This window comes from Flavobacterium gelidilacus DSM 15343, from assembly GCF_000422685.1.
GTDB lineage: Bacteria > Bacteroidota > Bacteroidia > Flavobacteriales > Flavobacteriaceae > Flavobacterium > Flavobacterium gelidilacus.
Genome location: NZ_AUGN01000001.1, coordinates 541,067 through 566,460, shown reverse-complemented (window position 1 = coordinate 566,460; position 25,394 = coordinate 541,067). Strand labels below are relative to the sequence as shown.

Annotated in this window: 26 protein-coding genes; 9 read left to right on the top strand and 17 right to left on the bottom strand. The window is 29.9% G+C overall.

Annotation, left to right across the window (positions count from 1 at the left end; all coding sequences use genetic code 11):
* Nucleotides 1–46 precede the first annotated feature (46 nt).
* Nucleotides 47–460: an META domain-containing protein gene (locus G507_RS0102595; RefSeq protein WP_084518914.1), complete on the top strand. Its 414-nt coding sequence runs from the start codon at nucleotides 47–49 to the stop codon at nucleotides 458–460.
* Nucleotides 461–541: 81 nt separating this feature from the next.
* Nucleotides 542–1,945, top strand: coding sequence for a dihydrolipoyl dehydrogenase (gene lpdA, locus G507_RS0102590; RefSeq protein WP_026716026.1), 1,404 nt, complete (start codon nucleotides 542–544; stop codon nucleotides 1,943–1,945).
* Between the two features lie 187 nt (nucleotides 1,946–2,132).
* Here the strand turns inward: lpdA and G507_RS0102585 are convergent, their stop codons facing one another.
* On the bottom strand, nucleotides 2,133–3,032 hold the full coding sequence (locus G507_RS0102585) for a DUF4349 domain-containing protein (RefSeq protein ID WP_026716025.1): 900 nt from the start codon (nucleotides 3,030–3,032) through the stop codon (nucleotides 2,133–2,135).
* Nucleotides 3,033–3,222: 190 nt separating this feature from the next.
* Here G507_RS0102585 and G507_RS0102580 point away from each other — a divergent pair, with 190 nt between their 5' ends.
* From G507_RS0102580 to G507_RS0102565, 4 genes are all read left to right on the top strand, one after another.
* The gene (locus G507_RS0102580; protein ID WP_035665420.1) at nucleotides 3,223–4,530 is read left to right on the top strand and encodes an anthranilate synthase component I family protein; all 1,308 of its coding nucleotides are present in this window, start codon (nucleotides 3,223–3,225) and stop codon (nucleotides 4,528–4,530) included.
* 195 nt (nucleotides 4,531–4,725) lie between these two features.
* Nucleotides 4,726–5,880 carry an ATP-binding protein gene (locus tag G507_RS0102575; RefSeq protein WP_026716023.1) on the top strand — a complete coding sequence of 385 codons (1,155 nt, stop codon included), beginning with the start codon at nucleotides 4,726–4,728 and terminating at the stop codon, nucleotides 5,878–5,880.
* A gap of 11 nt (nucleotides 5,881–5,891) precedes the next feature.
* Nucleotides 5,892–7,199, top strand: a complete 1,308-nt coding sequence (gene tilS / locus G507_RS0102570) for a tRNA lysidine(34) synthetase TilS (protein ID WP_026716022.1) — start codon at nucleotides 5,892–5,894, stop codon at nucleotides 7,197–7,199.
* Nucleotides 7,199–9,253, top strand: coding sequence for a protein-disulfide reductase DsbD family protein (locus G507_RS0102565; RefSeq protein WP_026716021.1), 2,055 nt, complete (start codon nucleotides 7,199–7,201; stop codon nucleotides 9,251–9,253). Before tilS ends, G507_RS0102565 begins: the two co-directional genes overlap by 1 nt.
* A 73-nt stretch (nucleotides 9,254–9,326) precedes the next feature.
* Here the strand turns inward: G507_RS0102565 and G507_RS0102560 are convergent, their stop codons facing one another.
* The 7 genes from G507_RS0102560 to G507_RS0102530 form a co-directional block, all read right to left on the bottom strand.
* Nucleotides 9,327–9,527: a helix-turn-helix transcriptional regulator gene (locus tag G507_RS0102560; protein ID WP_026716020.1), complete on the bottom strand. Its 201-nt coding sequence runs from the start codon at nucleotides 9,525–9,527 to the stop codon at nucleotides 9,327–9,329.
* The gene (locus G507_RS0102555) at nucleotides 9,517–9,996 is read right to left on the bottom strand and encodes a hypothetical protein (protein ID WP_026716019.1); all 480 of its coding nucleotides are present in this window, start codon (nucleotides 9,994–9,996) and stop codon (nucleotides 9,517–9,519) included. Before G507_RS0102555 ends, G507_RS0102560 begins: the two co-directional genes overlap by 11 nt.
* Nucleotides 9,997–10,087: 91 nt before the next feature.
* Nucleotides 10,088–11,161: an alanine/ornithine racemase family PLP-dependent enzyme gene (locus G507_RS0102550; protein ID WP_026716018.1), complete on the bottom strand. Its 1,074-nt coding sequence runs from the start codon at nucleotides 11,159–11,161 to the stop codon at nucleotides 10,088–10,090.
* Nucleotides 11,161–12,312, bottom strand: a complete 1,152-nt coding sequence (alr, locus tag G507_RS0102545) for an alanine racemase (RefSeq protein WP_026716017.1) — start codon at nucleotides 12,310–12,312, stop codon at nucleotides 11,161–11,163. Before alr ends, G507_RS0102550 begins: the two co-directional genes overlap by 1 nt.
* Entirely contained in the window at nucleotides 12,305–13,435 is a 1,131-nt protein-coding gene (locus G507_RS0102540) for an amidohydrolase (RefSeq protein ID WP_026716016.1), read from the bottom strand. The genes alr and G507_RS0102540 overlap by 8 nt, the downstream gene beginning before the upstream one ends.
* 72 nt (nucleotides 13,436–13,507) lie before the next feature.
* Nucleotides 13,508–13,942, bottom strand: a complete 435-nt coding sequence (locus tag G507_RS0102535; RefSeq protein ID WP_026716015.1) for a GNAT family N-acetyltransferase — start codon at nucleotides 13,940–13,942, stop codon at nucleotides 13,508–13,510.
* Nucleotides 13,932–15,389, bottom strand: a complete 1,458-nt coding sequence (locus tag G507_RS0102530) for a sodium:solute symporter family protein (RefSeq protein WP_026716014.1) — start codon at nucleotides 15,387–15,389, stop codon at nucleotides 13,932–13,934. Before G507_RS0102530 ends, G507_RS0102535 begins: the two co-directional genes overlap by 11 nt.
* A 272-nt stretch (nucleotides 15,390–15,661) precedes the next feature.
* Between G507_RS0102530 and G507_RS0102520 the strand changes: the two genes are divergently transcribed.
* On the top strand, nucleotides 15,662–17,197 hold the full coding sequence (locus G507_RS0102520) for a YifB family Mg chelatase-like AAA ATPase (protein ID WP_026716013.1): 1,536 nt from the start codon (nucleotides 15,662–15,664) through the stop codon (nucleotides 17,195–17,197).
* A 37-nt stretch (nucleotides 17,198–17,234) separates the two neighbouring features.
* On the opposite strand, the gene G507_RS0102515 is transcribed toward G507_RS0102520, so the two are convergent.
* The 8 genes from G507_RS0102515 to panB all read right to left on the bottom strand — a co-directional run bounded on the left by G507_RS0102515 (nucleotide 17,235) and on the right by panB (nucleotide 23,181).
* A complete protein-coding gene (locus G507_RS0102515; RefSeq protein WP_026716012.1) occupies nucleotides 17,235–17,657 on the bottom strand; it encodes a DUF2452 domain-containing protein in 423 nt (140 codons plus the stop codon).
* Between the two features lie 2 nt (nucleotides 17,658–17,659).
* Nucleotides 17,660–17,950: a TIGR03643 family protein gene (locus tag G507_RS0102510; RefSeq protein WP_026716011.1), complete on the bottom strand. Its 291-nt coding sequence runs from the start codon at nucleotides 17,948–17,950 to the stop codon at nucleotides 17,660–17,662.
* Nucleotides 17,951–18,022: 72 nt separating this feature from the next.
* Nucleotides 18,023–18,484, bottom strand: coding sequence for an SET domain-containing protein-lysine N-methyltransferase (locus G507_RS0102505; RefSeq protein ID WP_245575587.1), 462 nt, complete (start codon nucleotides 18,482–18,484; stop codon nucleotides 18,023–18,025).
* 36 nt (nucleotides 18,485–18,520) lie between these two features.
* On the bottom strand, nucleotides 18,521–19,378 hold the full coding sequence (ypfJ, locus tag G507_RS0102500; protein ID WP_026716009.1) for a KPN_02809 family neutral zinc metallopeptidase: 858 nt from the start codon (nucleotides 19,376–19,378) through the stop codon (nucleotides 18,521–18,523).
* Between the two features lie 11 nt (nucleotides 19,379–19,389).
* Nucleotides 19,390–20,166 carry a hypothetical protein gene (locus G507_RS0102495; protein WP_026716008.1) on the bottom strand — a complete coding sequence of 259 codons (777 nt, stop codon included), beginning with the start codon at nucleotides 20,164–20,166 and terminating at the stop codon, nucleotides 19,390–19,392.
* An 11-nt stretch (nucleotides 20,167–20,177) separates the two neighbouring features.
* Nucleotides 20,178–21,530 carry a hypothetical protein gene (locus G507_RS0102490; protein ID WP_245575586.1) on the bottom strand — a complete coding sequence of 451 codons (1,353 nt, stop codon included), beginning with the start codon at nucleotides 21,528–21,530 and terminating at the stop codon, nucleotides 20,178–20,180.
* Nucleotides 21,531–21,637: 107 nt separating this feature from the next.
* Nucleotides 21,638–22,333, bottom strand: coding sequence for an RluA family pseudouridine synthase (locus G507_RS0102485; RefSeq protein WP_026716006.1), 696 nt, complete (start codon nucleotides 22,331–22,333; stop codon nucleotides 21,638–21,640).
* 29 nt (nucleotides 22,334–22,362) lie between these two features.
* Entirely contained in the window at nucleotides 22,363–23,181 is an 819-nt protein-coding gene (gene panB / locus G507_RS0102480; protein WP_026716005.1) for a 3-methyl-2-oxobutanoate hydroxymethyltransferase, read from the bottom strand.
* A 135-nt stretch (nucleotides 23,182–23,316) separates the two neighbouring features.
* Between panB and nhaD the strand changes: the two genes are divergently transcribed.
* Both nhaD and G507_RS0102470 read left to right on the top strand, forming a co-directional pair.
* Nucleotides 23,317–24,603, top strand: a complete 1,287-nt coding sequence (nhaD, locus tag G507_RS0102475) for a sodium:proton antiporter NhaD (protein ID WP_026716004.1) — start codon at nucleotides 23,317–23,319, stop codon at nucleotides 24,601–24,603.
* An 11-nt stretch (nucleotides 24,604–24,614) separates the two neighbouring features.
* Nucleotides 24,615–25,049 (top strand): 3-methyl-2-oxobutanoate hydroxymethyltransferase, encoded by a 435-nt coding sequence (locus G507_RS0102470; RefSeq protein WP_026716003.1) that lies wholly within the window; start codon nucleotides 24,615–24,617, stop codon nucleotides 25,047–25,049.
* Here G507_RS0102470 and G507_RS0102465 read toward each other — a convergent pair.
* Nucleotides 25,046–25,366 (bottom strand): ribosomal maturation YjgA family protein, encoded by a 321-nt coding sequence (locus tag G507_RS0102465; RefSeq protein WP_051191456.1) that lies wholly within the window; start codon nucleotides 25,364–25,366, stop codon nucleotides 25,046–25,048. The genes G507_RS0102470 and G507_RS0102465 overlap by 4 nt on opposite strands.
* Nucleotides 25,367–25,394: the final 28 nt, after the last annotated feature.

The following is a 25,394-nucleotide window of genomic DNA, read 5'->3' as shown; positions in this document are numbered from 1 at the left end:
AGGAAGTGTTTTTGTAAAGTATAAAAACAATTTTAAATTATAAAAAATGACAAAAAGAGTACTGTTAGGATTTTTTTGTTCAATATTAATTTCATGCAAGACTAAAATGGAAGAAACTCCTCAAAATATTCATAGAAAATGGATGTTAGTTAAATTTGAAGATTTTAGTAAAGAAATATTAATGGAAAAAGAGTGTTATTTAAATTTAACAGATGAAAAGAATGCTTCAGCAAAAATGGGATGTAATAATTTAGGTTTTATTTATAAATTAGAACGGAATTATATAATTTCTTTTTCACAAGCAAGATTTACACGAATGTTTTGTGAAGAAAATGAAATTGAAAAAAAATTTTTAAACAGTGTTGAATTATTCGATTCATACAAAATAGAAGGACATAAGCTCTATTTAAAAACAAAATTGAATAAAGAACTAGTTTTCGTGGCAGAAGATTGGGATTAATTTAAAAAAAAATAAATTCAAAACTAAATTTATTTGTAATTTTGCACTACAAAATAAATAACACACACAAAAAACAATAATATGAGTCAGTTTGATGTAGTAATAATAGGTTCTGGTCCCGGTGGATATGTTTCAGCAATTCGTTGTGCACAATTAGGATTAAAAACAGCAATCATTGAAAAATATTCAACTTTAGGAGGAACTTGTTTAAATGTAGGATGTATTCCTTCAAAAGCTATGTTAGCTTCTTCACACCATTACGATGAAATGAAACACTTTGCAGACCACGGAATTGAAGTTTCTGGGGAAGTAAAAGTTAATCTTCAGAAAATGGTCGAAAGAAAACAAGCAGTTGTAGATCAAACTTCAGGTGGTGTTAAATATTTAATGGACAAAAATAAAATCACTGTTTTTGAAGGATTAGGTTCTTTCGAAGACGCAACTCACGTTAAAGTGACTAAAAATGATGGTTCATCTGAAATAGTAGAAGCAAAAAATATCATTATTGCAACAGGTTCAAAACCTTCTAACTTGCCATTTATCACATTAGATAAAGAAAGAATAATCACTTCAACTGAAGCTTTAAAATTGCCAGAAGTTCCTAAGCATTTAGTAATTATTGGTGGTGGAGTTATCGGGATTGAATTAGGTCAAGTTTATCTAAGATTAGGAGCTCAAGTTTCTGTAGTGGAATATATGGATAGAATTATTCCAGGAATGGATAGTTCGTTATCTAAAGAATTAACAAAAGTTCTAAAGAAACAAGGAATGAAGTTCTACGTTTCTCACAAAGTACAATCGGTAGAAAGAAAAGGAAATGAAGTTACAGTAAAAGCTGAAAACGCTAAAGGAGAAATTATTTCTTTAGAAGGTGATTATGCTTTAGTTTCTGTAGGAAGAAGACCTTACACTGCTGGATTAAACGCAGATAAAGCTGGAGTAAAAATCACAGAAAGAGGAATGGTTGATGTAAACGATCATTTACAAACAAATGTTTCTAACATTTATGCTATTGGTGATGTAGTTCGTGGAGCAATGTTAGCACACAAAGCCGAAGAAGAAGGAGCAATGGTTGCTGAAATTTTAGCTGGACAAAAACCACACATTGATTATAACTTAATTCCAGGTGTAGTTTATACTTGGCCAGAAGTTGCAGCTGTTGGAAAAACGGAAGAGCAATTAAAAGAAGAAGGTGTTGCTTACAAAGCTGGAAGTTTTCCTTTCAAAGCTTTAGGTAGAGCAAGAGCTGGTGGAGATATAGATGGATTTGTAAAAATTCTTGCTGATGCTAAAACAGATGAGGTATTAGGAGTTCACATGATTGGTGCTCGTTGTGCCGATTTAATTGCAGAAGCAGTAGTTGCAATGGAATTCAGAGCAAGTGCAGAAGATATTTCTCGTATGAGTCACGCACACCCTACGTTTGCTGAAGCTATTAAAGAGGCTGCATTAGCTGCAACAGATAATAGAGCTTTACACGTTTAATATTGCAATATATTTTATATGTTTGTCGTTTAAATAACGAAAATGATTCAAATGGTACAGTTATTGTGCTTTAAAATATAAATTATTGCAGTTTTCATAGTATTTATTTAATTGGTTTAAAAAAATATAGAAATTTCCTGCAATATAGAAAGTCCCGTGCAAACGGGACTTTTGTCATTTATATAAGTTATTTTTTCAAAAACTTCTTATAACCTAAGAAACCTAAAAATCCAATCAAGAAAAAAGGCCAAAGTGAAACTAAGAAAGCTAAAATATTTTCAAGAATAAACCAACCACTTTTTAAGCTTTCCCAAATTTGTAATCCAATATTTGGTCTGTATGAATTTAAACTTTTTTCATTAGCAACCATTTCTTGCGTTATAGTTTCATCTTGATAAATTTGAAGTGTTAAAGTACTAAAATTAACCTGATCATCTAAAGATAAATTTTGCAGTTTGTTAGCATCATTTTGTTCTTTTTTATCATCTAAAGTATTTTCGGCTTCAATAATTTGATTTAACTTCTTTCCTTTAGTATCAATTGAATTGGCTACTCTTTTTTCAGATGAATCGCTTCTTTTTTGAGCCATTTTGTTGGATAACATTTGAAGGGTAACATCATCAGCTTTAATAACTCTATAATTTAGAAAATGAATTTGCTTGGCAATAGTTTTAATAACAGTGTCTAATTGCGTATTTGGAACTCGAATCGTAATATCATTTTCAACTAGATATTTTGTAGAAACCAAAGTACTATCTTGACTCATTTTAGTTTTGTCTTCCTCTAAAATAGTGCTTTGCAAGTTAGTGTAAGTCACAAAACCTCCAAATTTAACGGTTGCATCTTCAATTTGATTTGTTGATTTTGCCACATTCTTGACTTTAAACTTAATATCAGCTGTTCTAACAAATTTCCGATTACTTTTTGGGTCAACTTTTGCAGCTGAGGACGAAACTGCTTCACTTTTTTCAACAGCATCATAATTTGATTCCATCGAGGATTCTTCAGTACTTTCTTGTGATTGTTTACAAGAAATAGCAAAACCAACTACTAATAATGCTAATACAACGATTACTCTTTTGTTCATAAATTCATCTTTTAAAAGTTATTGATAATTATTTTAAATTTTAAGGAATAAGTAGTTTTATTATCAATAGAAAATGAATTTTAGTAAATTAATGATGATTTGTATAACTAAAAATCATGCCAATAATTTTCAAGAGTTATGAATAGACAAAATAATTTTATCGTATTTTTGAAATTCAAAACAACAATCCTTGAGAACTTCTATATTTAAACAAATAGACAATCCTAATGCTTTTAAAAAACAACTTTTAAATTGGTCACAACAGTTTAGAGAAATAACTTTTTTAGATTCGAATGTCAATTACAATCAAAATTCAAAATATTCAAGTTATGATTTAGTTTTAGCTGTTGATGCTTTTACCTCAATTGTAACTGATTATACCAATGTTTTCGAAGATTTATATGAATATCAATCCCGAATGAAAGATTGGTTATTTGGTTATATGTCTTATGATTTAAAAAATGACATAGAAGATTTAAAATCTAAAAATTTTGATGGATTACAATTTCCTGATTTATATTTTTTTCAACCTAAGAAATTATTTTTTTTAAAAGGAAATCAATTAGAAATTCAATATCTTAATATGTGTGATGATGAGGTAGAAGATGACTTTAATGAAATTAATTTACAAGAACTTTTCGAATTCGAGAATTTGCAAGAAATAAATATTCAACAAAGAGTTTCCAAAGAAAAATATATTGAAAAAGTTTCTAAAATGTTAGACTACATTCATCGTGGTGATATTTATGAAGCAAACTTTTGCATGGAATTTTTTGCTAAAGATGTTCAAATTAATCCATCACAAGTTTATAACGATTTAAACGAAATTTCAGAACCACCTTTTGCCGTTTATTTTAAGAATAAAGATATTTTTTTGATATCAGCTTCACCAGAACGGTATTTGAAAAAGGTAGATACAAAAATCATATCACAACCTATAAAAGGAACTGCAAAACGTAGTTTTGATATGGAATTAGATGAAGAGCTTAAAGTTAATTTATCTAAAGATGCTAAAGAACGTTCAGAAAATATAATGATTGTTGATTTAGTTCGTAATGATTTATCACACACAGCCACAAAAGGAAGCGTTCAAGTAGAAGAATTATGTCAAGTTTATACATTTAAACAAGTCCATCAAATGATTTCTACAGTAGTTTCAAATGTAGAAAATACAACTTCACCTATCCAAATTATAAAATCTACTTTTCCAATGGGAAGCATGACTGGTGCCCCAAAAATATCAGCGATGAAAATCATTGAAGAATTAGAAGAGACAAAACGCGGATTATATAGTGGAGCAGTAGGATATTTTACACCAAATGGAGATTTCGATTTTAATGTTGTAATTCGAAGTATTTTATACAATTCATCAAATCAATATTTATCTTTTTCTGTCGGAAGTGCTATAACTTCTCTATCAATTCCTGAGAAAGAATATGAAGAATGTCTTCTAAAGGCTCAAGCGATGTTTGAGGTTTTGGTTGATGATTCTTTATAAGTTGTTATTTATTAGGTTATTAAGCAACAAAAAAAGTATGTAATTTCAAAATAAATAGTATGTATATTCAAAATAAAATATATGTAATTTCAAACTAATAGATATGTATATTTAAAATATATTTTGTGTTATTACATAATAAAATCTTTGTATATTCAAAATAAACTTATACATTTGCTTAATAATTAGAACATTATGGCTGTTATAAGAAATATTATTCACGAAATAAATTTTTTAAAAGAAAAATATCCAATAGTTGCTATAACTGGACCAAGACAATCAGGTAAAACAACTTTATTAAAAGAATTATTTCCAAACTATAAATACATAAGTTTTGAAAACCCAAGTATAAGACGTTTTTTCACGAATGATCCAGATGGTTTTTTTCGAGAATATAACACCTATTGTATTTTTGATGAAGCTCAACGTGAACCTGAATTATTCTCCTATTTACAAACCATAGTAGATGAATCAAAAATTATGGGACAATATATATTGTCAGGTTCTCAAAATTTTCATTTAGTAAAAAGTATTACACAAAGTTTGGCAGGCAGAGTAGCACTTTTTAAATTGCTTCCGTTTGATATTATTGAATTAAAAAATGCCAATTTATTATCTGAAAATTTCATTACAACAATGATAAAAGGTTTTTATCCGGCTATTTATGATAGAGATATTCCTTCACATTCGTTTTATAATAATTATATTCAAACTTATGTAGAACGAGACATTACAGAGCTTGTAAACATTAGAGATATGAAAGCTTTTAGAGCTTTTATTTCATTATGTGCCTCAAGAGCTGGAAGTTTATTAAACCTGAATTCTTTAGCAAATGATTGTAATATTACGCAACCAACGGCAAAATCTTGGCTAACACTTTTGGAAACAAGTTATATTATTTATTTGTTACAACCTTATCATAAAAATTTTGATAAGAGAACTATGAAAAGCCCTAAATTGTACTTTTATGATACTGGTTTGTTGTGCCATTTACTAAAGTTTAAAAAAGAGGAACAACTTGTTACACATAAGTTTAAAGGGCATTTGTTTGAAAATATGGTAATAATGGAATATTTAAAACAGAATTATCACAAAAATCAAGGAAAAGATTTTTATTTTTGGAGAGATTCTGCAGGAAACGAAGTAGATTTAATTATTCACGATGATGAAAAAATTGACATTGTCGAAATAAAAGCTACGGAAACAATATTGCCAGAAGTTTTTAAAGGATTAAACTATTTTGAAAAATTAGCAAAAGACGAAATCAAGTCAAAAACGTTAGTTTATGCAGGAACAGAAAATAAATTTAGAACAGATGCTAATGTAGTTTCCTGGAAATTAATAAAATAAATGATAAATAAATGATAAATAAATTACAAAACCAACTTCAAAAACAGTTTCCTTATCTAAAAGAAAAAAAACTTCTTTTGGCCATAAGTGGTGGAATTGACAGTATGGTTTTATTGCATTTATTTCATGAATTAAAATTTGATATTACTGTTGCTCATTGTAATTTTAGCTTACGCAATGTTGAAAGTGATGCTGATGAAGAATTTGTGAAGTCAACTTCTGAAGCTTTAAAAATTCCCTATTATAGTCAGAAATTTGATACTAATGGATTTGCTTATGATTATAAACTTTCCATTCAATTAGCAGCTCGAAAATTACGTTATGATTGGTTTTCTGAACTTTTAACGAATAAAAAATTAGATTATGTTTTAACAGCTCATCATTTGGATGACGAAATTGAAACGTTTTTAATCAATTTAACTCGTGGAACTGGCTTAGAAGGTTTAACCGGAATTCCAGCTAAAAATGAAAAAACAATTCGTCCTTTATTAAAATTTTCAAGAGAACAAATTGAAACTTTTGCTAAAGAGAAAAATATAAAATGGAGAGAAGATTCTAGTAATGCTTCTAGTAAATATTTGCGAAATAAATTAAGACATGATGTAGTTCCAATCTTAAAAGAATTGAATCCAAGTTTTATGCATTCGTTTCAAAACACTTTGGATAATTTAAAACAAAGTCAGTCTTTGGTTGATGATGCTTCTCGAATTGTTTACAGAAAAGTAGTTCAGGAAGAAGAAAATCAAAAAAAAATTAATATTTCCGAATTAAAGCAACTACAAAATTATGAAGCTTATCTTTTTCAATGGTTGAAACCTTTAGGATTTTCGGCTTGGGAAGATATTTATGATTTAGTTAATGCACAATCTGGAAAACAGGTTTTTTCAGAACATTATTTGTTATTAAAAGATAGAGATTATTTGATTGTTTCTGAGAAAAATCAGAAGGATAATCAAAATATATATAAAATTGAAAAAGAGGTCTTAGAAGTTAAAAAACCCTTAAAATTGGCAATAAGTAAGGTAGATGACATTTCTAATCTTTCAAATACAACTATATTTGTTGACGAAGAAAAGCTAACATTTCCTTTAGTCATTCGTAAATGGCAAGAAGGAGATTTTTTTTATCCATCAGGAATGAACGGTAAAAAGAAAGTCAGCAAATATTTTAAAGATGAAAAATTCTCACTAATTGATAAACAAAATCAATGGTTACTTTGTTCAAATGATGCGATTATTTGGATTATAAATCACAGAGCAGACGAAAGATTCATTGCAAACAACAAAACAAAAAACATAATAAAACTAGAAACAAAATAATGAAGAAAATTCTTTTAAGTTTAGTATTTTTAGTTTCCTTTATTGGAAATTCACAAATATTAGATCCAGTCAAATGGAAATCAAAAGTCGTTCAAAAATCAGACACAGAATTTGAATTAGTAATGGAAGCAGCCATCGATACCGATTGGCATATGTATTCACAATTTACACCAGACGGTGGAGCACAACCTTTGGTTTTTACCTTTAAAGCAAGTGGAAAAGACTTTAAATTAATTGGAAAGACCAAAGAAAGTCAATACAAAAAAACATACAATGATATTTTTGAAGTTGATGAATATTATTTTTCTAAAAAAGCAACATTCACTCAATTAATAAAGGTTACAAACCCAAATTTAAAAGAGATTAAAGTGCTTTTAGAAGGGCAATCTTGTATTGAAGGAAAATGTATTCAAGAAGAGGATAACTTGACTTTCAAATTACCTGCAATTAAAGTAACTGAAAAAGTTGAAGAAGTTAGAAAAGATGAGCCAATAGGAGCAGTTGTCCCAGTTGAAGTAACTTCTAATGATAATGATTCAACTGATGTAATTGTAACAAACGTTTCTGAAACAAAAGAAACAATTAAAACAAAAGAAACAACAACAGATAAACCTGAAGATGAAGAGAAAAAAGGTTTATGGACAATTTTCTTTTTAGCGTTTGTAGGTGGTTTTGCCGCTTTGTTAACGCCTTGTGTGTTTCCAATGATACCAATGACAGTGAGTTTCTTTACCAAGCAAAGTAAAACTAAAGCTGCTGGTTTTAGAAATGCCGTTATTTATGGACTTTCTATTGTTGTAATTTATTTACTTTTAGGAGTTTTAGTAAGTTTAGTATTTGGAGCTGATGCCTTAAATGCCTTGTCAACAAACGTATGGTTTAACATTATATTCTTCATTCTTTTATTGGTTTTTGCTGCCTCTTTCTTAGGAGCATTTGAAATTATGTTACCAAACAAATGGGCTAATAAAGTAGATTCACAAGCAGATAGAGGTGGACTTTTAGGTATTTTCTTTATGGCATTAGCCTTAGCAATTGTTTCGTTTTCCTGTACTGGACCAATTGTAGGAACGTTATTAGTTCAAGCAGCAGCTGGAGGAAGTCAAATAGGACCAATTGTTGGAATGTTAGGTTTTTCTTTAGCTATAGCTTTACCTTTTGCTTTATTTGCAGCTTTTCCTGGATGGATGAATTCATTACCAAAATCAGGTGGTTGGTTAAATACGGTTAAAGTTTCTTTAGGATTTTTAGAATTAGCTTTAGCTTTCAAATTTTTATCTAATGCCGATTTAGTGTTACAAGCGCATTGGTTAGAAAGAGAAGTCTTTTTAGCAATTTGGATAGTAATTTTTGCAGCTTGGGCTTTATATTTATTCGGAAAATTAACCTTACCTCATGATAGTCCTTTATCACATATTTCAGTTGGAAGATTATTTTTAGCTTTATTAGTTTCGTTTTTCACAGTCTATTTAATTCCAGGACTTTGGGGAGCACCTTTAAAATTAATTTCAGGATTTCCACCGCCAATGACTTACAGTGAAAGTCCAAATGGAGTAGGTTATAAGTTTGAAGGAAATGTCGGAGAAATTTCAGCTTTACCAGAGCACGCTCACAAAGGACCACATGGAATTGTAGCTTTTCATGATTATGAACAAGGATTAGCTTATGCAAAAGAAGTTGGAAAACCAATATTATTAGACTTTACTGGATATGCTTGTGTAAACTGTAGAAAAATGGAAGATTTCGTTTGGTCAACACCAGAAATTTTGCCCATGTTGAAAGAAGAGTTTGTCTTGATTTCATTATATGTTGATTCAAAAGCAGAATTACCAAAAGCAGATCAATATATTTCTCCAGAAACAGGAAAAGAAATTGTTACTGTAGGAAATAAATGGAGTGACTATCAAATTACAAGATATCAAAATAACGCTCAACCTTATTATATTATCTTAGATGATGAAGGTAAAGATTTAACAAAACCAGTTGGATATACACCAGATCTTGAAGAATATAAATCTTGGTTAAATGAAGGTTTAGCAGCTTTTAAGAAATAAAATCAAGTATAAAATATATACATTTGTTTATAGTTGACCTAACAGGTTTTTGAAACCTGTTAGGTCTTTTTTATTAATCTGTTTCTTCTAAAGTAAATATTTCTTCTACAGGCTTATCAAAATACCTTGCTAATTTTAAAGCCAATAGCGTAGAAGGAACATATTTTCCTTTTTCCATAGCGTTTATGGTTTGTCGGCTGACTTCTATTTGTTTGGCCAATTCTTCTTGCGAAATGCTTTTGATGGCTCTTAAAACCTTTAAATTATTCGTCATCTTGATTGGTTTTATTTAGTTTGTAGATCATGTAATGAAAACGTATGATGAAGAATAGAAGTAAAGTAAACATATTGTAAAATAGTACATTTAGGTAAGGCATTCCGTAAATAAATAAGGCAAAAAACAGAATTAAACCATAATTAAGATATGTAGCCCAAACTAAGCTTTCATATCTAATTTTCGATATCATTTCATCTTCTTCTTTAAGTTTAGAAAATCCAATAAAAACTCCACCTAGAATCATTCCAAAAGTTAATAATTCATCTGAAATACTATTGGTAATTACATCAAAAAAACCAGGAGTTTCTCCTAATGTTTCTTGATAAATGGCAAAAACGCTTACAGTTATATAATCATCAGTAGAAACATTAAAAATGGAACTAGAGATTATTAATAGTAAACTTGGAACTAATAAAACCCAACCTAGAGTTTTAAAGCTGTTCGGAAAAAGGAAACGTGTTTTCATAAGATATGTGATTAAAATTATTTTTCAAATGTAAAGTATATTTTACATATAGACAAATAAATTTAACAAAAAGTAAAATATACTATACTTTTTATTCCACTCTCTTTTCAATGTAATCTGAATTTAGAAGATATAATGCACCCATGTATTGTAAGTCAAAAGAAACTAAATCACCCATTTTGTATTTGTTTTTTGCATTGCTAATATCAATAACAGTCATATCAGAACTAGAATCAATTATAGTAATCGAATCATCTGTTGGTGATAAATATTGAGGTTGCATATCTAATAAACCAAAATCTAAAATGGCTCTTAAAGAAGTTTGACTTAAATCTGCATTTTCATCTATTTCATAAGTGTGACCCGCTACATTTTCTCCTAATTCACCTGTTGGGTTATTAGGTTTTTCTGTAATTTCAATGATTTCTGCATATAATTTAAAGACATCATTATGCATTCCTTCAATAGTTTCACCAGTGAACAAATCTTTTGCAAAAAACAGAGCTTCACCTACACGAAAATGATTTACAGCCATAGGTCTAGCATTTTTAAGCATTAAAGGAATAGCCACAGAAGTTCCACCAGAAACCCATGGAATTTTTACATTAAATTTGGCTTCAATTAGTTGCTTGTATAAACTCAATTGAATTAATTTATCTTGTGTTGGCATTACACCGCTTAAACAGTTTAGATTTGTACCAATTCCACTAATCTTAATATTTGGTAAACTAAAAATTTGCTCATAAAAAGACATTAGTTCTTCACCCAAAACTCCTTCACGCAAATCTCCCATTTCTATCATAATGATAATTTTATGGGTTTTGTTTTGACGTTTGGCTTCTTCTGATAAAAGTTTGATGGTATAAATTTCAGTATTGAAACTTACATCAGCATACTTTACGATTTTTTCAATATTCAGTTTTGAAGGCGGTTTGATGTAAACCGTTTGAATCTCTGGTTTTAGTTTTTTGATTTTCTTTAAATTACTAATTCGAGAATCATGCATTTCCATTACACCTAAATCAATTACTTCTTTTAGATAAATAGTATTTCCACAAAGTAGCTTTGTTACAACGCCCCATTCGATATGTCGCTCTTTAAAAAGCGTATCAAGAAAAGTATAATTTTCTTTTAATTTTTGTCTGTATAATTTTAAAAATGCCATTATTCAATTATTTTTCTAGGAATAGATTTTGAAATTCGGGATAAAAACTCATAATTCAATAAATTATTTAATTCTCCAAAAGAAGAAACAGAAATAGATAAATCTCCTTGATTTCCTATTAAAATGACTTCATCCCCTTTTTTAATATGTTCGATTTCAGATACATCTAATGATAACATATTCATATTGATTGTTCCAATAACACCACAACGTTTTCCGTCAATTAAAACGCGACCTTGATTGCTCAAAGAACGACTATATCCATGAGAATATCCTAATGGAATAGTTGCAATTTTCATGTTTTCTTTAGCCATATAACTTGTACCATAACCAATAAATTCACCTGATTTCACTCGTTTTACATTCATAATTTCACTTTTCCATGAAATTACGCGTTGTAATGGATCTGTTTTTTTCTTTTTAGAATTAAGGTAAGTTACCAAAACTTCAGAACTTGGCCATAAACCATATTGTAAAATACCTATTCTAACTAAATCCATTTGCGTTTCTGGAAACATCATGGAAGCAGCTGAACACGCTGTGTGTTTGATTTTAGCTTCAATTCCGTGTGATTTGAAAATTTCTATAGCTTCATTAAATCGTTTAATTTGATTTTCGACTCTATAATAGTTTGAAATACTTTCAGCTCCAGCATAATGAGTACAAATTCCAACAAAATCAAGATATTTTGCCTCTTTAATTAAATATTTTGCCAATCTTGAAAGTTCTTTTTTAGAAAAACCAGTTCGGTTCATTCCAGTTTCAATTTCAATATGAATTTTTGCTTTTGTTTTTAATTTTTTGGCTATTTTTGTTGCTGAAGCCAAACGATAACGTTCAAATACGAAAAATTGAATTTCATTTTCAATGACCCAAGGTAAATCATCATCGGCTACAAATCCCATAATCATAATGGTTACTTTGTTACCTAAAGTTTCAAATACAATTTTAGCTTCTTCAACATCAAAAACCGAAAAATGATTTACACCACTTTGATACGCCATTGTCACAAATTCTTTGATTCCATGACCATAAGCATTTCCTTTAACGACTGAAGAAAAGATTACTTTTTTACCTAACATTTTTTTTAAAAATGCGAGATTATTTTGATAAGCTTTCTGATTTATTTCTATGATAGAATTTCTATGCATTTAAAATTTCTTTTGTAATTTGATGGAATAATTGTACTCCAGTTTGTATTATTTCATCTGGAAAATCATAATCAGGATTGTGTAACGCTGGTGTGTTTTCTCCTGAACCTAAGCCCAACATTGCTCCTTTAAAATTTTGAGTAAATAACCCGAAATCTTCTCCAAAAGTAAAAGGAAGTTCTTTTTCTAGAGTATCTAAATTTAGAATTGAAGCTGATTTTCTAATGAAATTTACAGCTTCAACATTATTTTCATTGGCTTGAAAACTTTGTGTCCAATCGATTTTTGTTTTCAAATTAAATTTAGAAGCAATTTCTTTTACGTTTTCTTCTAAATCAGATTCAATAATTCTCATTTGAGAATTGCTATTACTTCTTACAGTAAAGTGAATTTCACCATAACCAGCAGAAACTCCGTAAGCTTTTTCACCCATATTAATATGAATAGGAGTGATAAGACAATAGTTTTTTGAAGCTACATCCGTATTTATTTTTGAATTGAAAAACGTAGTAATTTCAGCTATAGCTAAAGCAGGATTGATTCCGTTTTCAGGTTCACCAGCGTGCGATGTTTTTCCTTCTAATTGAATAATCATGCTATTTACAGCACAAGTAAACGTATTTTCTTTTATGACAATTTGATGTTTTTTATAACCCGGAAGATTGTGTAATGCGAACGCAAAATCAGGTTTTATGGCAGCAAAATTTGAATCGTTTATGACTCTTTTTGCACCATTACCATCTTCTTCTGCCGGCTGAAAAAGAAGCATTACTGTTCCTTTTTCTAAAGGGTTTTCGTGTAAGGTTTTTACCATTCCACACAAAATAGCCATATGACCATCGTGTCCGCATTTATGAGAAACTCCTTCGTAAAGTGATTTGTAATCAAACTCATTAATTTCCTGAATTGGTAAAGCATCTAATTCACATCGAAATAAGATTGATTTTCCGTCTTCTTTTCCTTTGTAAATTGCCAAAATACCAACACCACCAAGATTTTTAATTACTTGATTGGGTTTGTATTTCGCTAGAAAATCTAAAATTCTTTGGGCAGTTTTAGATTCATTTCCCGAAACTTCTGGATGTTTGTGTAATTCTTGTCTTAATTGAATAAGTTCGTTCAATTTTTTTCTTTTTTAACCATTAAGATATTAAGAGACATTAAGTTTTTTTCAATCTTTCAATCTTTCAATTTTCTATTTATTTAAACGCATTTCCAAATATTTATTGGTAAAGCCTAATTTTTCATATAAACCTTTTGCTGGATTGTCTGGTTCAACGTGTAAAGCAATATTTCCTTCTGCAGTATCAATCGCTTTTTGCATTAGTTTTTTACCAAATCCTTTTCCACGTTGACTGTTATCAACAGCAATATAAACTAAGATGTTTTCTGGAATAAAGTCTTTCATTCCCGTATTGTTTAAGATTACAACACCTACAATTTTATCTTGTTCTAAACCAACGATTATATTTCCTCCTTTAGCAGGATTCATTGCGTAATCGATGCATTTTAAGATGTCTTCCACTTTATCACCATATTGTTCTAAATGTGTAAATAGAAAATTAGCGATAATTTGATGTGTATAAGTTGAGTTTTCTCCAGTTGCTGGATTAATAATTTTAAATTCCATTGTTATTTTTTTTATGATGATAATTTGATAGTAAAATAAATGTGATTAAAGATACGCTAATTCCGAATATATTGGCATCTAAATGTTCAGGTAAATTTATGTTAAACGGTAATTTGTTGTTAGAAAGAATTAATCCAATCGTAGTCGAGCCACCTAAAAGCATACTCCAAAAAGCGGCAATAGGATTGCTTTTATGCCAAAATAAAGCTCCAAGAACCGGTACAAATAAACCAGACACCATGAAAGCGTAGGAGTAAAGCATCAATTCTAATACATTTTGCATTTGTGAAGCTAAAAGAATGGCAAAAACACCTACCATAAGCGTTACGATTTGCGATAATTGTAATAATTTTTTCTGCGTTAATTCTTTTTTATAAAATTTTGAAATAATATCTGTAACAATATTTCCAGAAGCTGCCATTAAACAACTATCTGCTGTTGATAGAATTGCTGAGAAGTAAGATGAAAGCATTAATCCCATTAAACCAATTGGTAAAATTGTGCTTAATAAAATAGGTAATCCCATTTCGCTATCCATTGTTGAAGCATCTGTTATGCCATCAAACATTCCTTGTGTTGCAGCTACTTTAGCTAACATTCCAAGAATTACTCCCATAAAAGCCATTATTGGCCATTCGAATAAACCTGCAATGAACCAAGCTTTTTTCGCTTCTTTTTCGTCTTTACAAGCATAAATTCGTTGGTATAAAGTCATACCAATAAACCAAATGGGAATAATAGTCACTGCCCAATTTAGCATTTGATGCCAAGAGACATTGGTTAAGGATAAATATTCTGGAGCTAACGTTGCTTTGATAACATCATAACCTCCTACAGCATTATAAGCTATTGGAATTCCGATGAAAACTAAACCAACAATTAAAATTATCCATTGAATGGTATCTGTATAAATTACAGCTTTTAAACCACCAACAGCAGTATAAACTACCGCAATTGCTCCCATGACTACTAAGGCCCATTGTAAATCTAATCCGTCAATTGTGGCAGAAGCTAATTTGGCTCCAGCTAAAACTTGAGAACTGGTAAATCCAATGTAACCAATAGCAGAGATAATTCCGGCTAATAAAGCTACTTTTCCGTTGTAAAAATGATTGAATATTTGTGGAAAGGTGAAGAATTTATGTTGATGTCCTAATTTGCTCACTTTCGGAATTAAGAAAACGGCACTTAACCAAGCACCAATAAGTCCTGTAAATAACATCCATGAACCCGAAATTCCCATGGTGAAACCCAATCCACCTAGTCCAATTGAAAATCCACCACCAACATCAGTTGCCACAACGGATAAGCCAATGTGCCAACTACTCATGTTTCGTCCACTAACGTAAAAATCTTCGGAGGATGTGTTTTTTCTGTAAAAATAAAAGCCTACACCAAGCATTGCTATCATGTAGACCACAAAGATTAAATAATCTATTGCGTGCATTCTTTACTATTTTAGATTAATTGTCTACGATGGAATTTTTCCAAAAGACAAGATGCAAAACCTTGCAAAAGATGAAAATGAGATTGATTTAAGATTAAAATCATTAGAAGGTTCTTATAGAACCGTCTTATTTTCAAAATAATTATGCAAAGGTAAGAAAATTATAGGGAATTCATATTTTGGATAAAAAAACTGAATTAAATATTTGGAAAATTCAAATTATTTTTTGGATATTTGTATCTGTATAAGCCATTTAAATAAAAATATAAGCCATGTTAGTAAAAGTCTTTGGAAGCGCTGTCTTTGGCGTTGAAGCCACAACCATTACCGTAGAGGTAAACATTGATAAAGGAATAGGATATCATTTAGTAGGATTACCAGATTCCGCCATAAAAGAAAGCAGTTACCGAATTGCTGCTGCACTTAAAAATAATAACTACGAACTTCCCGGAAAAAAGATTACGATAAATATGGCTCCAGCCGATTTGCGTAAAGAAGGTTCTGCTTATGACTTAACATTAGCAGTCGGAATTCTCGTTGCTTCTTATCAAATAAAAGCAGAAACCTTATCTGAATATGTAATTATGGGAGAATTGTCTCTTGATGGAGGATTACAACCCATAAAAGGAGCTTTGTCTATTGCCATAAAAGCTAAAGAAGAAGGGTTTAAAGGATTGTTTCTGCCAATTCAAAATGTTAAAGAAGCCGCTATAGTCGAAGGACTAGATGTTTACGGAATTGAAAATGTAATGCAAATTATTGATTTCTTTGAAGGAAGAGGCACAATAGAACCAACAGTAATTGATACCGAAGTAGAGTTTTCTAAAACATTAGAATTTCCTGAATTTGATTTTTCTGATGTGAAAGGACAAGAATCCATTAAACGTTGTATGGAAATTGCTGCGGCTGGTGGACATAATATTATTTTAATTGGACCACCTGGTTCAGGAAAAACTATGTTAGCCAAACGATTACCAAGTATTTTGCCGCCAATGACTATGAAAGAAGCTTTGGAAACCACAAAAATTCATTCTGTTGCCGGAAAGACAAAAGAAGGTGGATTGATGGCACAACGTCCTTTTCGAAGTCCACATCATACAGCAAGTTCTGTTTCGTTAGTTGGTGGTGGAAGTTATCCACAACCAGGAGAAATTTCTTTAGCACACAACGGAGTTTTATTTTTAGATGAATTACCAGAATTCAAGAGAGAAGTTTTAGAAGTAATGAGACAGCCTTTAGAAGATAGAGAAGTCACGATTGCTAGAGCTAAATTTACAATAACATATCCATCTTCATTTATGTTGGTTGCTAGTATGAATCCTAGTCCAGGGGGATATTTTAATGATCCTGATGCACCAGTTACTTCATCTCCAATGGAAATGCAACGCTATTTGAGTAAAATTTCTGGACCATTGTTAGACAGAATAGATATTCACATAGAAGTCACACCAGTTCCGTTTGAAAAATTAACAGAAACTAGAAAAGCTGAATCTAGTGTTGAAATTCGAAAAAGAGTTACAAAAGCTAGAGAAATTCAGTCTTTGCGGTACGAGAGTTTTGAGAATTTGCATTACAATGCTCAAATGAGTAGTAAACAAGTTAGACAATATTGTGAATTAAGTGAAGCATCTTTGCAAATGCTAAAAACTGCTATGGAACGCTTGAATTTATCTGCAAGAGCTTATGATAGAATTTTAAAAGTAGCTAGGACTATTGCTGATTTGGAAGGTTCTGAAAATGTGAATTCTAATCATATTGGAGAAGCTATTCAATATAGAAGTTTGGATAGAGATGGATGGTTGGGCTAAAAAAAAATGCCTTCAGCTTTAACTGAAGGCATTAAAATTATTCAAAAAAATTATCTTGTTTTGGATCTAGATGAACCCATTTTTTATTACTATTTAACTTGAATGATCCAATGTGTTCTTTATTCCAACTCTCGGGAGAAATTAGAGATAAAAAATTAGAACCATCCTCAGCTAAATATAAATGATAAATTTCTCCAATTATAGGTTCAAATGAATATTTTGCATTGTATAAAATATCATTCCATTCGAATTCTTGCATTAATTTTTCATATTGAACTTTAAGTTCGTTGAACTTACTTTCAAATTCTTTATTTACGTTTCTAACACCTTTGTTTTTCCAATCAACAATATTATCAATTTTTATGGCTGGTGCACCAACATTTGTAGGATAAGCTAATATATTTGCATTGTATCCATTTTCTTCAGAAAAAACTACATTGTCAGGAATTTTACTTTTCATTTTTATCTTTTAGAAATTTTATTGTTTGTTATAGCTCTTTGTAATTTGCATTTGAAACGATCAATACCTTCTGCTCGTTTTGCTAAATGTTTAGTTTTGCAATTTTCAACTCTTTTTCGCCACAATTTGTAACTACTGAATTTGAGTTCTTTTTTCATTATTACTTTTACATCAGATTCATTTAAACCAAATTGAAACTTAATGGCTTCAAAAGGAGTTCTATCTTCCCAAGCCATTTCTATAATTCTGTCAATTTCAATTTCTGTAAAGTCTTTTTTAGAAGAAATAATCATTTGTTTAATTTTTAATTAAAAAAGTTAAACAAAATTACAAAAAATATTTAAAATAGAAAAATACATTTGAAATTAAATGTGTTTTTTCCAATATCGCTTTCCGTAACTACAAAAAATTTCACTTTTTGATTTGATGTTTTTTGTTGACATAATACATACATTATCATCATCATCTAATGTGATTTTTGCATTGTTTTTGAATTCTGAATTTTCAAAAGCTTCAGCATCATTGGCATATTTAGCAAAACAATCTATATGCATAGAATCCATAATTGTTCCGTCAATCATGTTAATGAAGTATTTATCATTATCATTTTGAACCCGATTTTCAGCTTCAATTTCGGTTAAGATTTCTCCTTTAAAAATTGAAATTACTTCGTATTTGTAAATTTCAATTGTAGTAAATAACCCTTTTCCAGCATTAATTATTTGAGAATTTTCAATATATAAATAGTCTGATTCTGGAGCATCTATTTTTAGGGATAAATTATTCAGGATATTTAATTTATTAGTTAATAAAAAAAGAGTTACCAAAAAGCAACTCTTTTAATTTATGATGTTTTGTTTGAATTATAAAATCTCTTTAAAAGTATCGTGCAATTTTATGTCACCTGATTCATACCCTTTCATAAACCATTTCATTCTTTGCTCAGACGAACCGTGCGTAAAAGATTCTTGGTTAACATGACCTTGCATTTTGCTCTGAATGGCATCATCACCAACTGCATTTGCAGCACTTAAAGCTTCTTCAATATCACCAGCTTCTAGTAAATCTTTATTGTAATGCGCCCATAATCCCGCATAAAAATCGGCTTGTAATTCTAAAGCTACAGAATATTTATTGGCTTGAGCTTGACTTTTTCCTTGTTGTGCTTGTCTCACTTTTCCTGAAGTACCTAATAAAGTTTGCACGTGATGTCCCATTTCATGTGCAATAACATATGCAATGGCAAAATCACCACCTTTAGCTCCAAAACGGGTGCGAAGTTCTTCAAAAAAAGTTAAATCCATGTACACTTTTCTATCAGCAGGGCAATAGAATGGGCCAGAAGCAGCAGTTGCTCCACCACAAGCAGTTTCTACTGAATCAGAAAATAAAACCATTCCTGGTTCTTCGTAAGTCCCAATATTGTTTTCAGTAAATATTTTAGACCAAGTTTTGTTATTATAAACAAAATTAGCTTTTGCAAATTCACCTAATTCTATTTCAGCAGCAGTTAACTCTCTTGTTTGTGTTTGTTCTGTTTGATTTTGAGAACCTTGAGTTTGTTCTAAAACATTTCCAATGGTTTGTCCAGTTTCACCGCCAAAAATATTTAGTAATAATATAACAATTCCAATTAAACCACCACCAACGACAGCTTTTCCACCTCCAGACATTCCACGTCTATCTTCAAATGAATCACTTGATTGTTTTTTCCATTTCATAATGTTTTGTTTTAAATTTCTTCTTGTCCAATTTCGTCAATTACTGATTTTTCTTCAAAACCAATTGCTTGATTATAAATAGCATATACCATTGAATAATAATAAGGAAGAGTGAATATAATCCCTATACAAAGGGCAAATATTCCTAAAATCATTCCAATTACAGCTAATAATAAGGCAACAAAAATTAATATAGGTTGTTTAAAGAATAATTGTACGCTCTTAGTTATTGCATTTTCAAAATTTTGATTGCCATAAATAATTAAGGGTAATGTGAATACAGATAATAACCCTACAATAGCTTGTACAAAATAATTCAGAATTTCTAAATTTAATAATACTAAACCTGAATTTAAAATACCTGTCGTTAATCCAATGATTATGTAACTCATGAAAATATCTTTGAAAAATTTACTTTTATAAAATTCAAAGAAAATATTTATTCCAATTTCTTGATTGTTTTTTGCTAAATGATTTGCATGAATAAATCCTGCAGTAACAGGAGCAAAGAAGCCAGTTGTTATTGCGGTTATAATTATAGTTATTATTAAACCAATTGCTGTAGATTGACTGGTTTGTATTTGAGTCATGGTTGAAGTCAAATCTGAAAAGCCAAAAATTACAATAAATAGTGTTCCATAAATTATTGCAAAAATTATACCTAATAATATCATAGCAACACCAGATATTAAAAATGTCTTTTTAAAAGTTGCAATACTTTCGTCAATTAGGCTACCAGTATCTAAAGTATATCCGTTTTGGATTTTTGAATCAATTTTATTTTTCATTTTTTATATAATTAAAATCCAATTCTAAATCCTAAATAGACATCAGCTTGCTTTGTGTCGTCAATCATAGCCGTTAAAATTGAGCCAGAACCCATGAAAAAACCACCTAATCTGAAACCAAATCCACCCGTGAACCCTGAAATTTCATTATCAGAAAGGGGTACAAATATTTCATAATTTTCACCAGAAAAACGTGGTGTTAATGTGATGCTATTTTGTGTTGTAGAAAAATCATTGTCACTGTCATCAACTAATTTTTGTTGTGTAAAGGCACTTACATAAAAACGTTCTGCTAATTTTAAATCTGCATATGCAGTAAACAATGTAGGTAATTTAATAGTGAAATCTTTTTGATCATTAGTCTTAGTTAAATAACCACTGCTTAATAATATCTGTTCGATATCTTTAATATTGTCAACATTTTCAAATTGATTTAAATCTAAAAATTGCGTATTTGAAATGTTTAAATTATAGTTGCTAGATTCATTATTATCTGATTTAAAAGTCATTGAACCAATGTTTTTGATAGATAAACCCGAGTTGAACTTGTAATCTTTTGGATTGTCAGCAGCTTTAATTCTAAAATTTACACCTAAATCTACTGCATAGCCATTAATTCCTGAGCTAAAGAAATCATTAAAATTGTTTGCATCTGTAAAACCATCTGCAATAGGACCTGAATAAGCGATATTTAAGTTGGCTTGTGTATCTGTTAAGCTAAGATTTCCAGCAGTATTTACAATTGTTCCATTAAACTTATCAGCAGCAAAATTTGTATAAGAACTCGGAAAAAGTAAACGTATATTCGTACCTACACTAACTTTATATTTGTCTGTGTCATAAATATCACGTGCTAACGATAGACCAATTTCACCCCATGTTGCAGCATTAATTTTTTGATTGTAGTTACTGCTAACTGATGTTGCTCCAAAAATAGAGTTTAGGCCTGAATTGGTTAATGCATTTCCTAAATTTACATCAACATCAATTATATTGGCTTTTGCCACGGCACTTGTTGAGATTCCGAAAGCCCATTTATTATATTTCATTGCAAAAGAAGGACCATTAACGAGCAGATCTAAACGCATATTAGCTGCTTCATTTCCATCAAAAATTAAGTCTTCTATATCTTTATCAGAGTTTACAATATCACCAAAGCTGACTTTATTGTTTGATACATTTAAACTAGTGTTAAAAACATTTACTTCATATGTATTTGATAAATTTGTCATTTCTGCTGGATTAAAAGAAGCATTTAGTATTCCAACTCTTCTTGAAATATTAATTCCCGAAAAATGTTCTTGAGCGAAACTCAAATTTAATATGAATAGCGATAAAAACAAAAGTACTTTTTTTATTTGCATAAGATTTTAGATTTTAGTCTTAAAACAAATGTAAAAAAAATTGTTAATATTTAAGAGAGATAATCAAATATAAAACTATAAAGTAACATTAATACGACGAAATACAATTAAATAGCCTTCCAAACGACATCATTTGGAACAGAAGCTTCAAAAGTTACTGTTTCTTTTGTTACTGGATGAGTCAAAACTAATTTTCTAGCATGAAGATGAATTCCACCATCAGGATTACTTCTGTCAAAGCCATATTTTAAATCACCTTTTATAGGACAACCAATGGCTGTTAACTGTGCTCTTATTTGATGATGTCTTCCAGTATGAAGATTAATTTCTAATGCAAAATAATTATCTAATTTTTTAATTATTGAATAATCTAAACTAGCTTTTTTACTTTCTGGAACTTCTTTTGTATGTGCTTTTGAAGTATTATTTTTAGGATTTCGTTTTAGAAAATGAATCAAAGTATCTTTATCTTTTGGAGGAAAATTTTTTACAACAGCCCAATAGGTTTTTTGAGTTTCTCTGTTTTTAAATGACTCATTTAAACGAGTTAATGCTTTGGAAGTTTTAGCAAATACAATAATTCCTGTTGTTGGTCTATCTAAACGATGTACAACGCCTAAATAGACTTCTCCTGGTTTGTTATATTTATCTTTAATGTATTCTTTAACAACTTCAGATAAAGGTTTGTCACCCGTTTTATCACCTTGAACAATATCGCCTACGCGTTTATTAATCACAATTATATGATTGTCTTCATGAAGGATTTGAAGGTTGTCTTTTGTAGAAATTATTTTTCCAGCCATTATTTTAAATTCTAAATTTTTATTCAGAATTAATATTGCTCATTTTCATTCGGAAAATCGACTGCTTTTACATCAGAAACATATTGTCCAATTGCTGCTGTCATATCTTCGAATAAGTTCATGTATCTTCTTAAAAATCTTGGGCTGAATTCATGTGTCATTCCAATCATATCGTGTAATACTAAAACTTGTCCATCAACACCACTTCCTGCACCAATTCCAATTACTGGAATAGAGATACTTTCTGCAACTTTTTGGGCTAATTTAGCAGGGATTTTTTCTAAAACTAAGGCAAAACATCCAACACGTTCAAGCATTTTAGCATCTTCAATTAGTTTATCTGCTTCTTCCTCTTCTTTTGCTCTAACCGTGTAAGTTCCGAATTTATATATAGATTGAGGTGTAAGTCCTAAATGTCCCATAACTGGAATTCCAGCATTTAAGATGCGTTTTATACTTTCTTTAATTTCAGAACCACCTTCTAATTTTACAGCATGTCCACCACTTTCTTTCATAATTCTAATAGCAGAACGCAATGCTTCTTTAGGATCTGATTGATAACTACCAAAAGGTAGATCTACGACAACTAACGATCGTTCAATTGCTCTAACAACTCCTGATGCATGATAAATCATTTGATCTAGTGTAATTGGTAAAGTTGTTTCGTGACCAGCCATTACATTACTTGCAGAATCACCTACAAGAATTACATCAACACCAGCAGAATCAACAATCTTGGCCATTGTGTAATCATAAGCCGTTAGCATAGAGATTTTTTCTCCATTAGCTTTCATTTCAATTAATGATTTTGTGGTAATTCTTTTGTAATCTTTCTTTGCAACTGACATAGTAAATAGTATATAATTTAAGCAAATGTAGTAAATCAAAATTTCTTTTAAATTATAATAAAATATTTTTTTACTATTTCAATTCTAATTGATAAATACAGAGTACATTTATTCGTTTTTATAGAAAATAAAAAAATGATACCAATTTTATTAATGGTAGCTATTTTAGGCTACCTATTTGTGATTTTTGAATCTCCGATTCGAATTAATAAAACCATAACAGCGATTTTAACTGGAGCCATGTGTTGGATAGTTATAGCTATATTCAATCCAGGAAATGCTCCAATAATTTCAGAAAAATTAGTCACTTATTTTGGTGAAATCTCAGGCTTACTAATCTTTTTGTTGGGTGCAATGACTATTGTAGAGTTAATTGATTTACATAAAGGATTTACAGTTATTACTCATAGAATAAGAACAAAATCGGTTTTAGAATTACTTTGGATAGTTGGTTTTGTGACTTTTGTATTATCTGCAATGCTAGACAATTTAGCTACAGCCATAATTATGGTTACACTTTTACGAAAATTAATGCCCAAAAGTGAAGTTCGAATGACTTTAGCTGGAATTGTCGTAATAGCTGCAAATGCTGGTGGTGCATTTAGTCCGATTGGGGATGTTACCACAACTTTGTTATGGATTGGTGGTCAAGTAAGTGCTTTTGGAATTGTAAAAGTCTTAGTTTTACCTTCAATAATGGTTTTGTTAGTCCCATTAGTTATTGCGAGTTTTAGAATGAAAGGATTTGCAGTTTTAAGAGCTCAAATCTCAATGGCCGAAGCTAAGCAAGAAGAAAAAATGAAAGGGAGTTTTAGTGTCTTTGTAGCTGGTGTTATTGGCTTGTTATTGGTCCCTGTAATAAAGTCTGTTACTGGTTTGCCACCTTTTATTGGTGTTTTAGTTTCACTAAGTATGGTTTCATTGGTTTCAATTGTTTATCACAGAAAAAAACCACAAGAAGAAAAAGATAAATATTCTGTAGCAACAGCACTTTCCAAAGTAGATGTTAGTTCGATTTTATATTTTATGGGAATTTTATTAATGGTGTTTGCCTTACAAGAAGTTCGTGTTTTAACACATTTAGCTACATTTTTAGAAACTCATTTGCCAAACAATAATATTATGATTATCACTATTGGAATTTTATCTTCATTAGTTGATAATGGTAGTTTAGTCGCAGCTACACAAGGAATGTTCTCGTTAACCGAATTTCCTATCGATAATAGTTTATGGGAATTTATTGCCCTATGCGCTGGTACTGGAGGAAGTATGTTAATAATTGGTTCAGCATCTGGAATTGCTATTATGGAAAAGGAGAAAATGACTTTTTTGTGGTATTTAAAAAAAATCACGCCGCTTGCAATTGCTGGATATATAGCTGGAATTGTAACATATTTAGTGATTAATTTACTAATGCATTAAAACATTTTAAGATGAAAAAAATTATTACAATAATGGTTGTGTTTAGTTCAAGTTTGATTTTTTCCCAAGAAAAAGAAGTCCAAAAAACAATAAATGATTTTTTTGTGGGACTAAATTCAAAAGACACATTAGCCATCAGAAAGCAATGTTATAAAGATGTTATAGTTCAAACTATTCTCAAAACAAAACAAGGAAATCAACTTAAAACTGATGATTTTAAGGCCTTTTTGGTTTCTATCTCAGCAATTCCTGTTGAAGTTAAAATTGAAGAAAAAATACTTGATTATAAAATTGAAATTGATGGTAATTTAGCTCACGTTTGGACACCTTATGAATTCTATGTAAATGGAAATTTAAGTCATAAAGGAGTTAATTCGTTTACTTTGTTTAAGGAAAATACAGAATGGCAAATTATTTACATTATAGATACACGAAGACGAAATTAATTTATATAAGTCTTGTATTCAATTATATAGGCTATAATTGTACCAATTGAATAACAAAGTAAATCTGTCCAAAGGAAACCTTTACCTAATATATAATGTCCCAAAGTAGTTGATCGGATTTTATACAACCAATTCCATTGAATTAATTGAGAAATTTCAATAGTAAAGCAGAATAGTATACTAAAAAGTAGCACTAGAATTCTATTTTTTGTTGGAAATAAAAAGCAAAAACCAAAATAGATTAAAACGGAATACAGTATATCACCAATAAACAATGGAATAAAATCAATTTTCCTTGAAAGTATTCCAATTAGCATAACTACAATTGAAAGAATAAAGTAATTT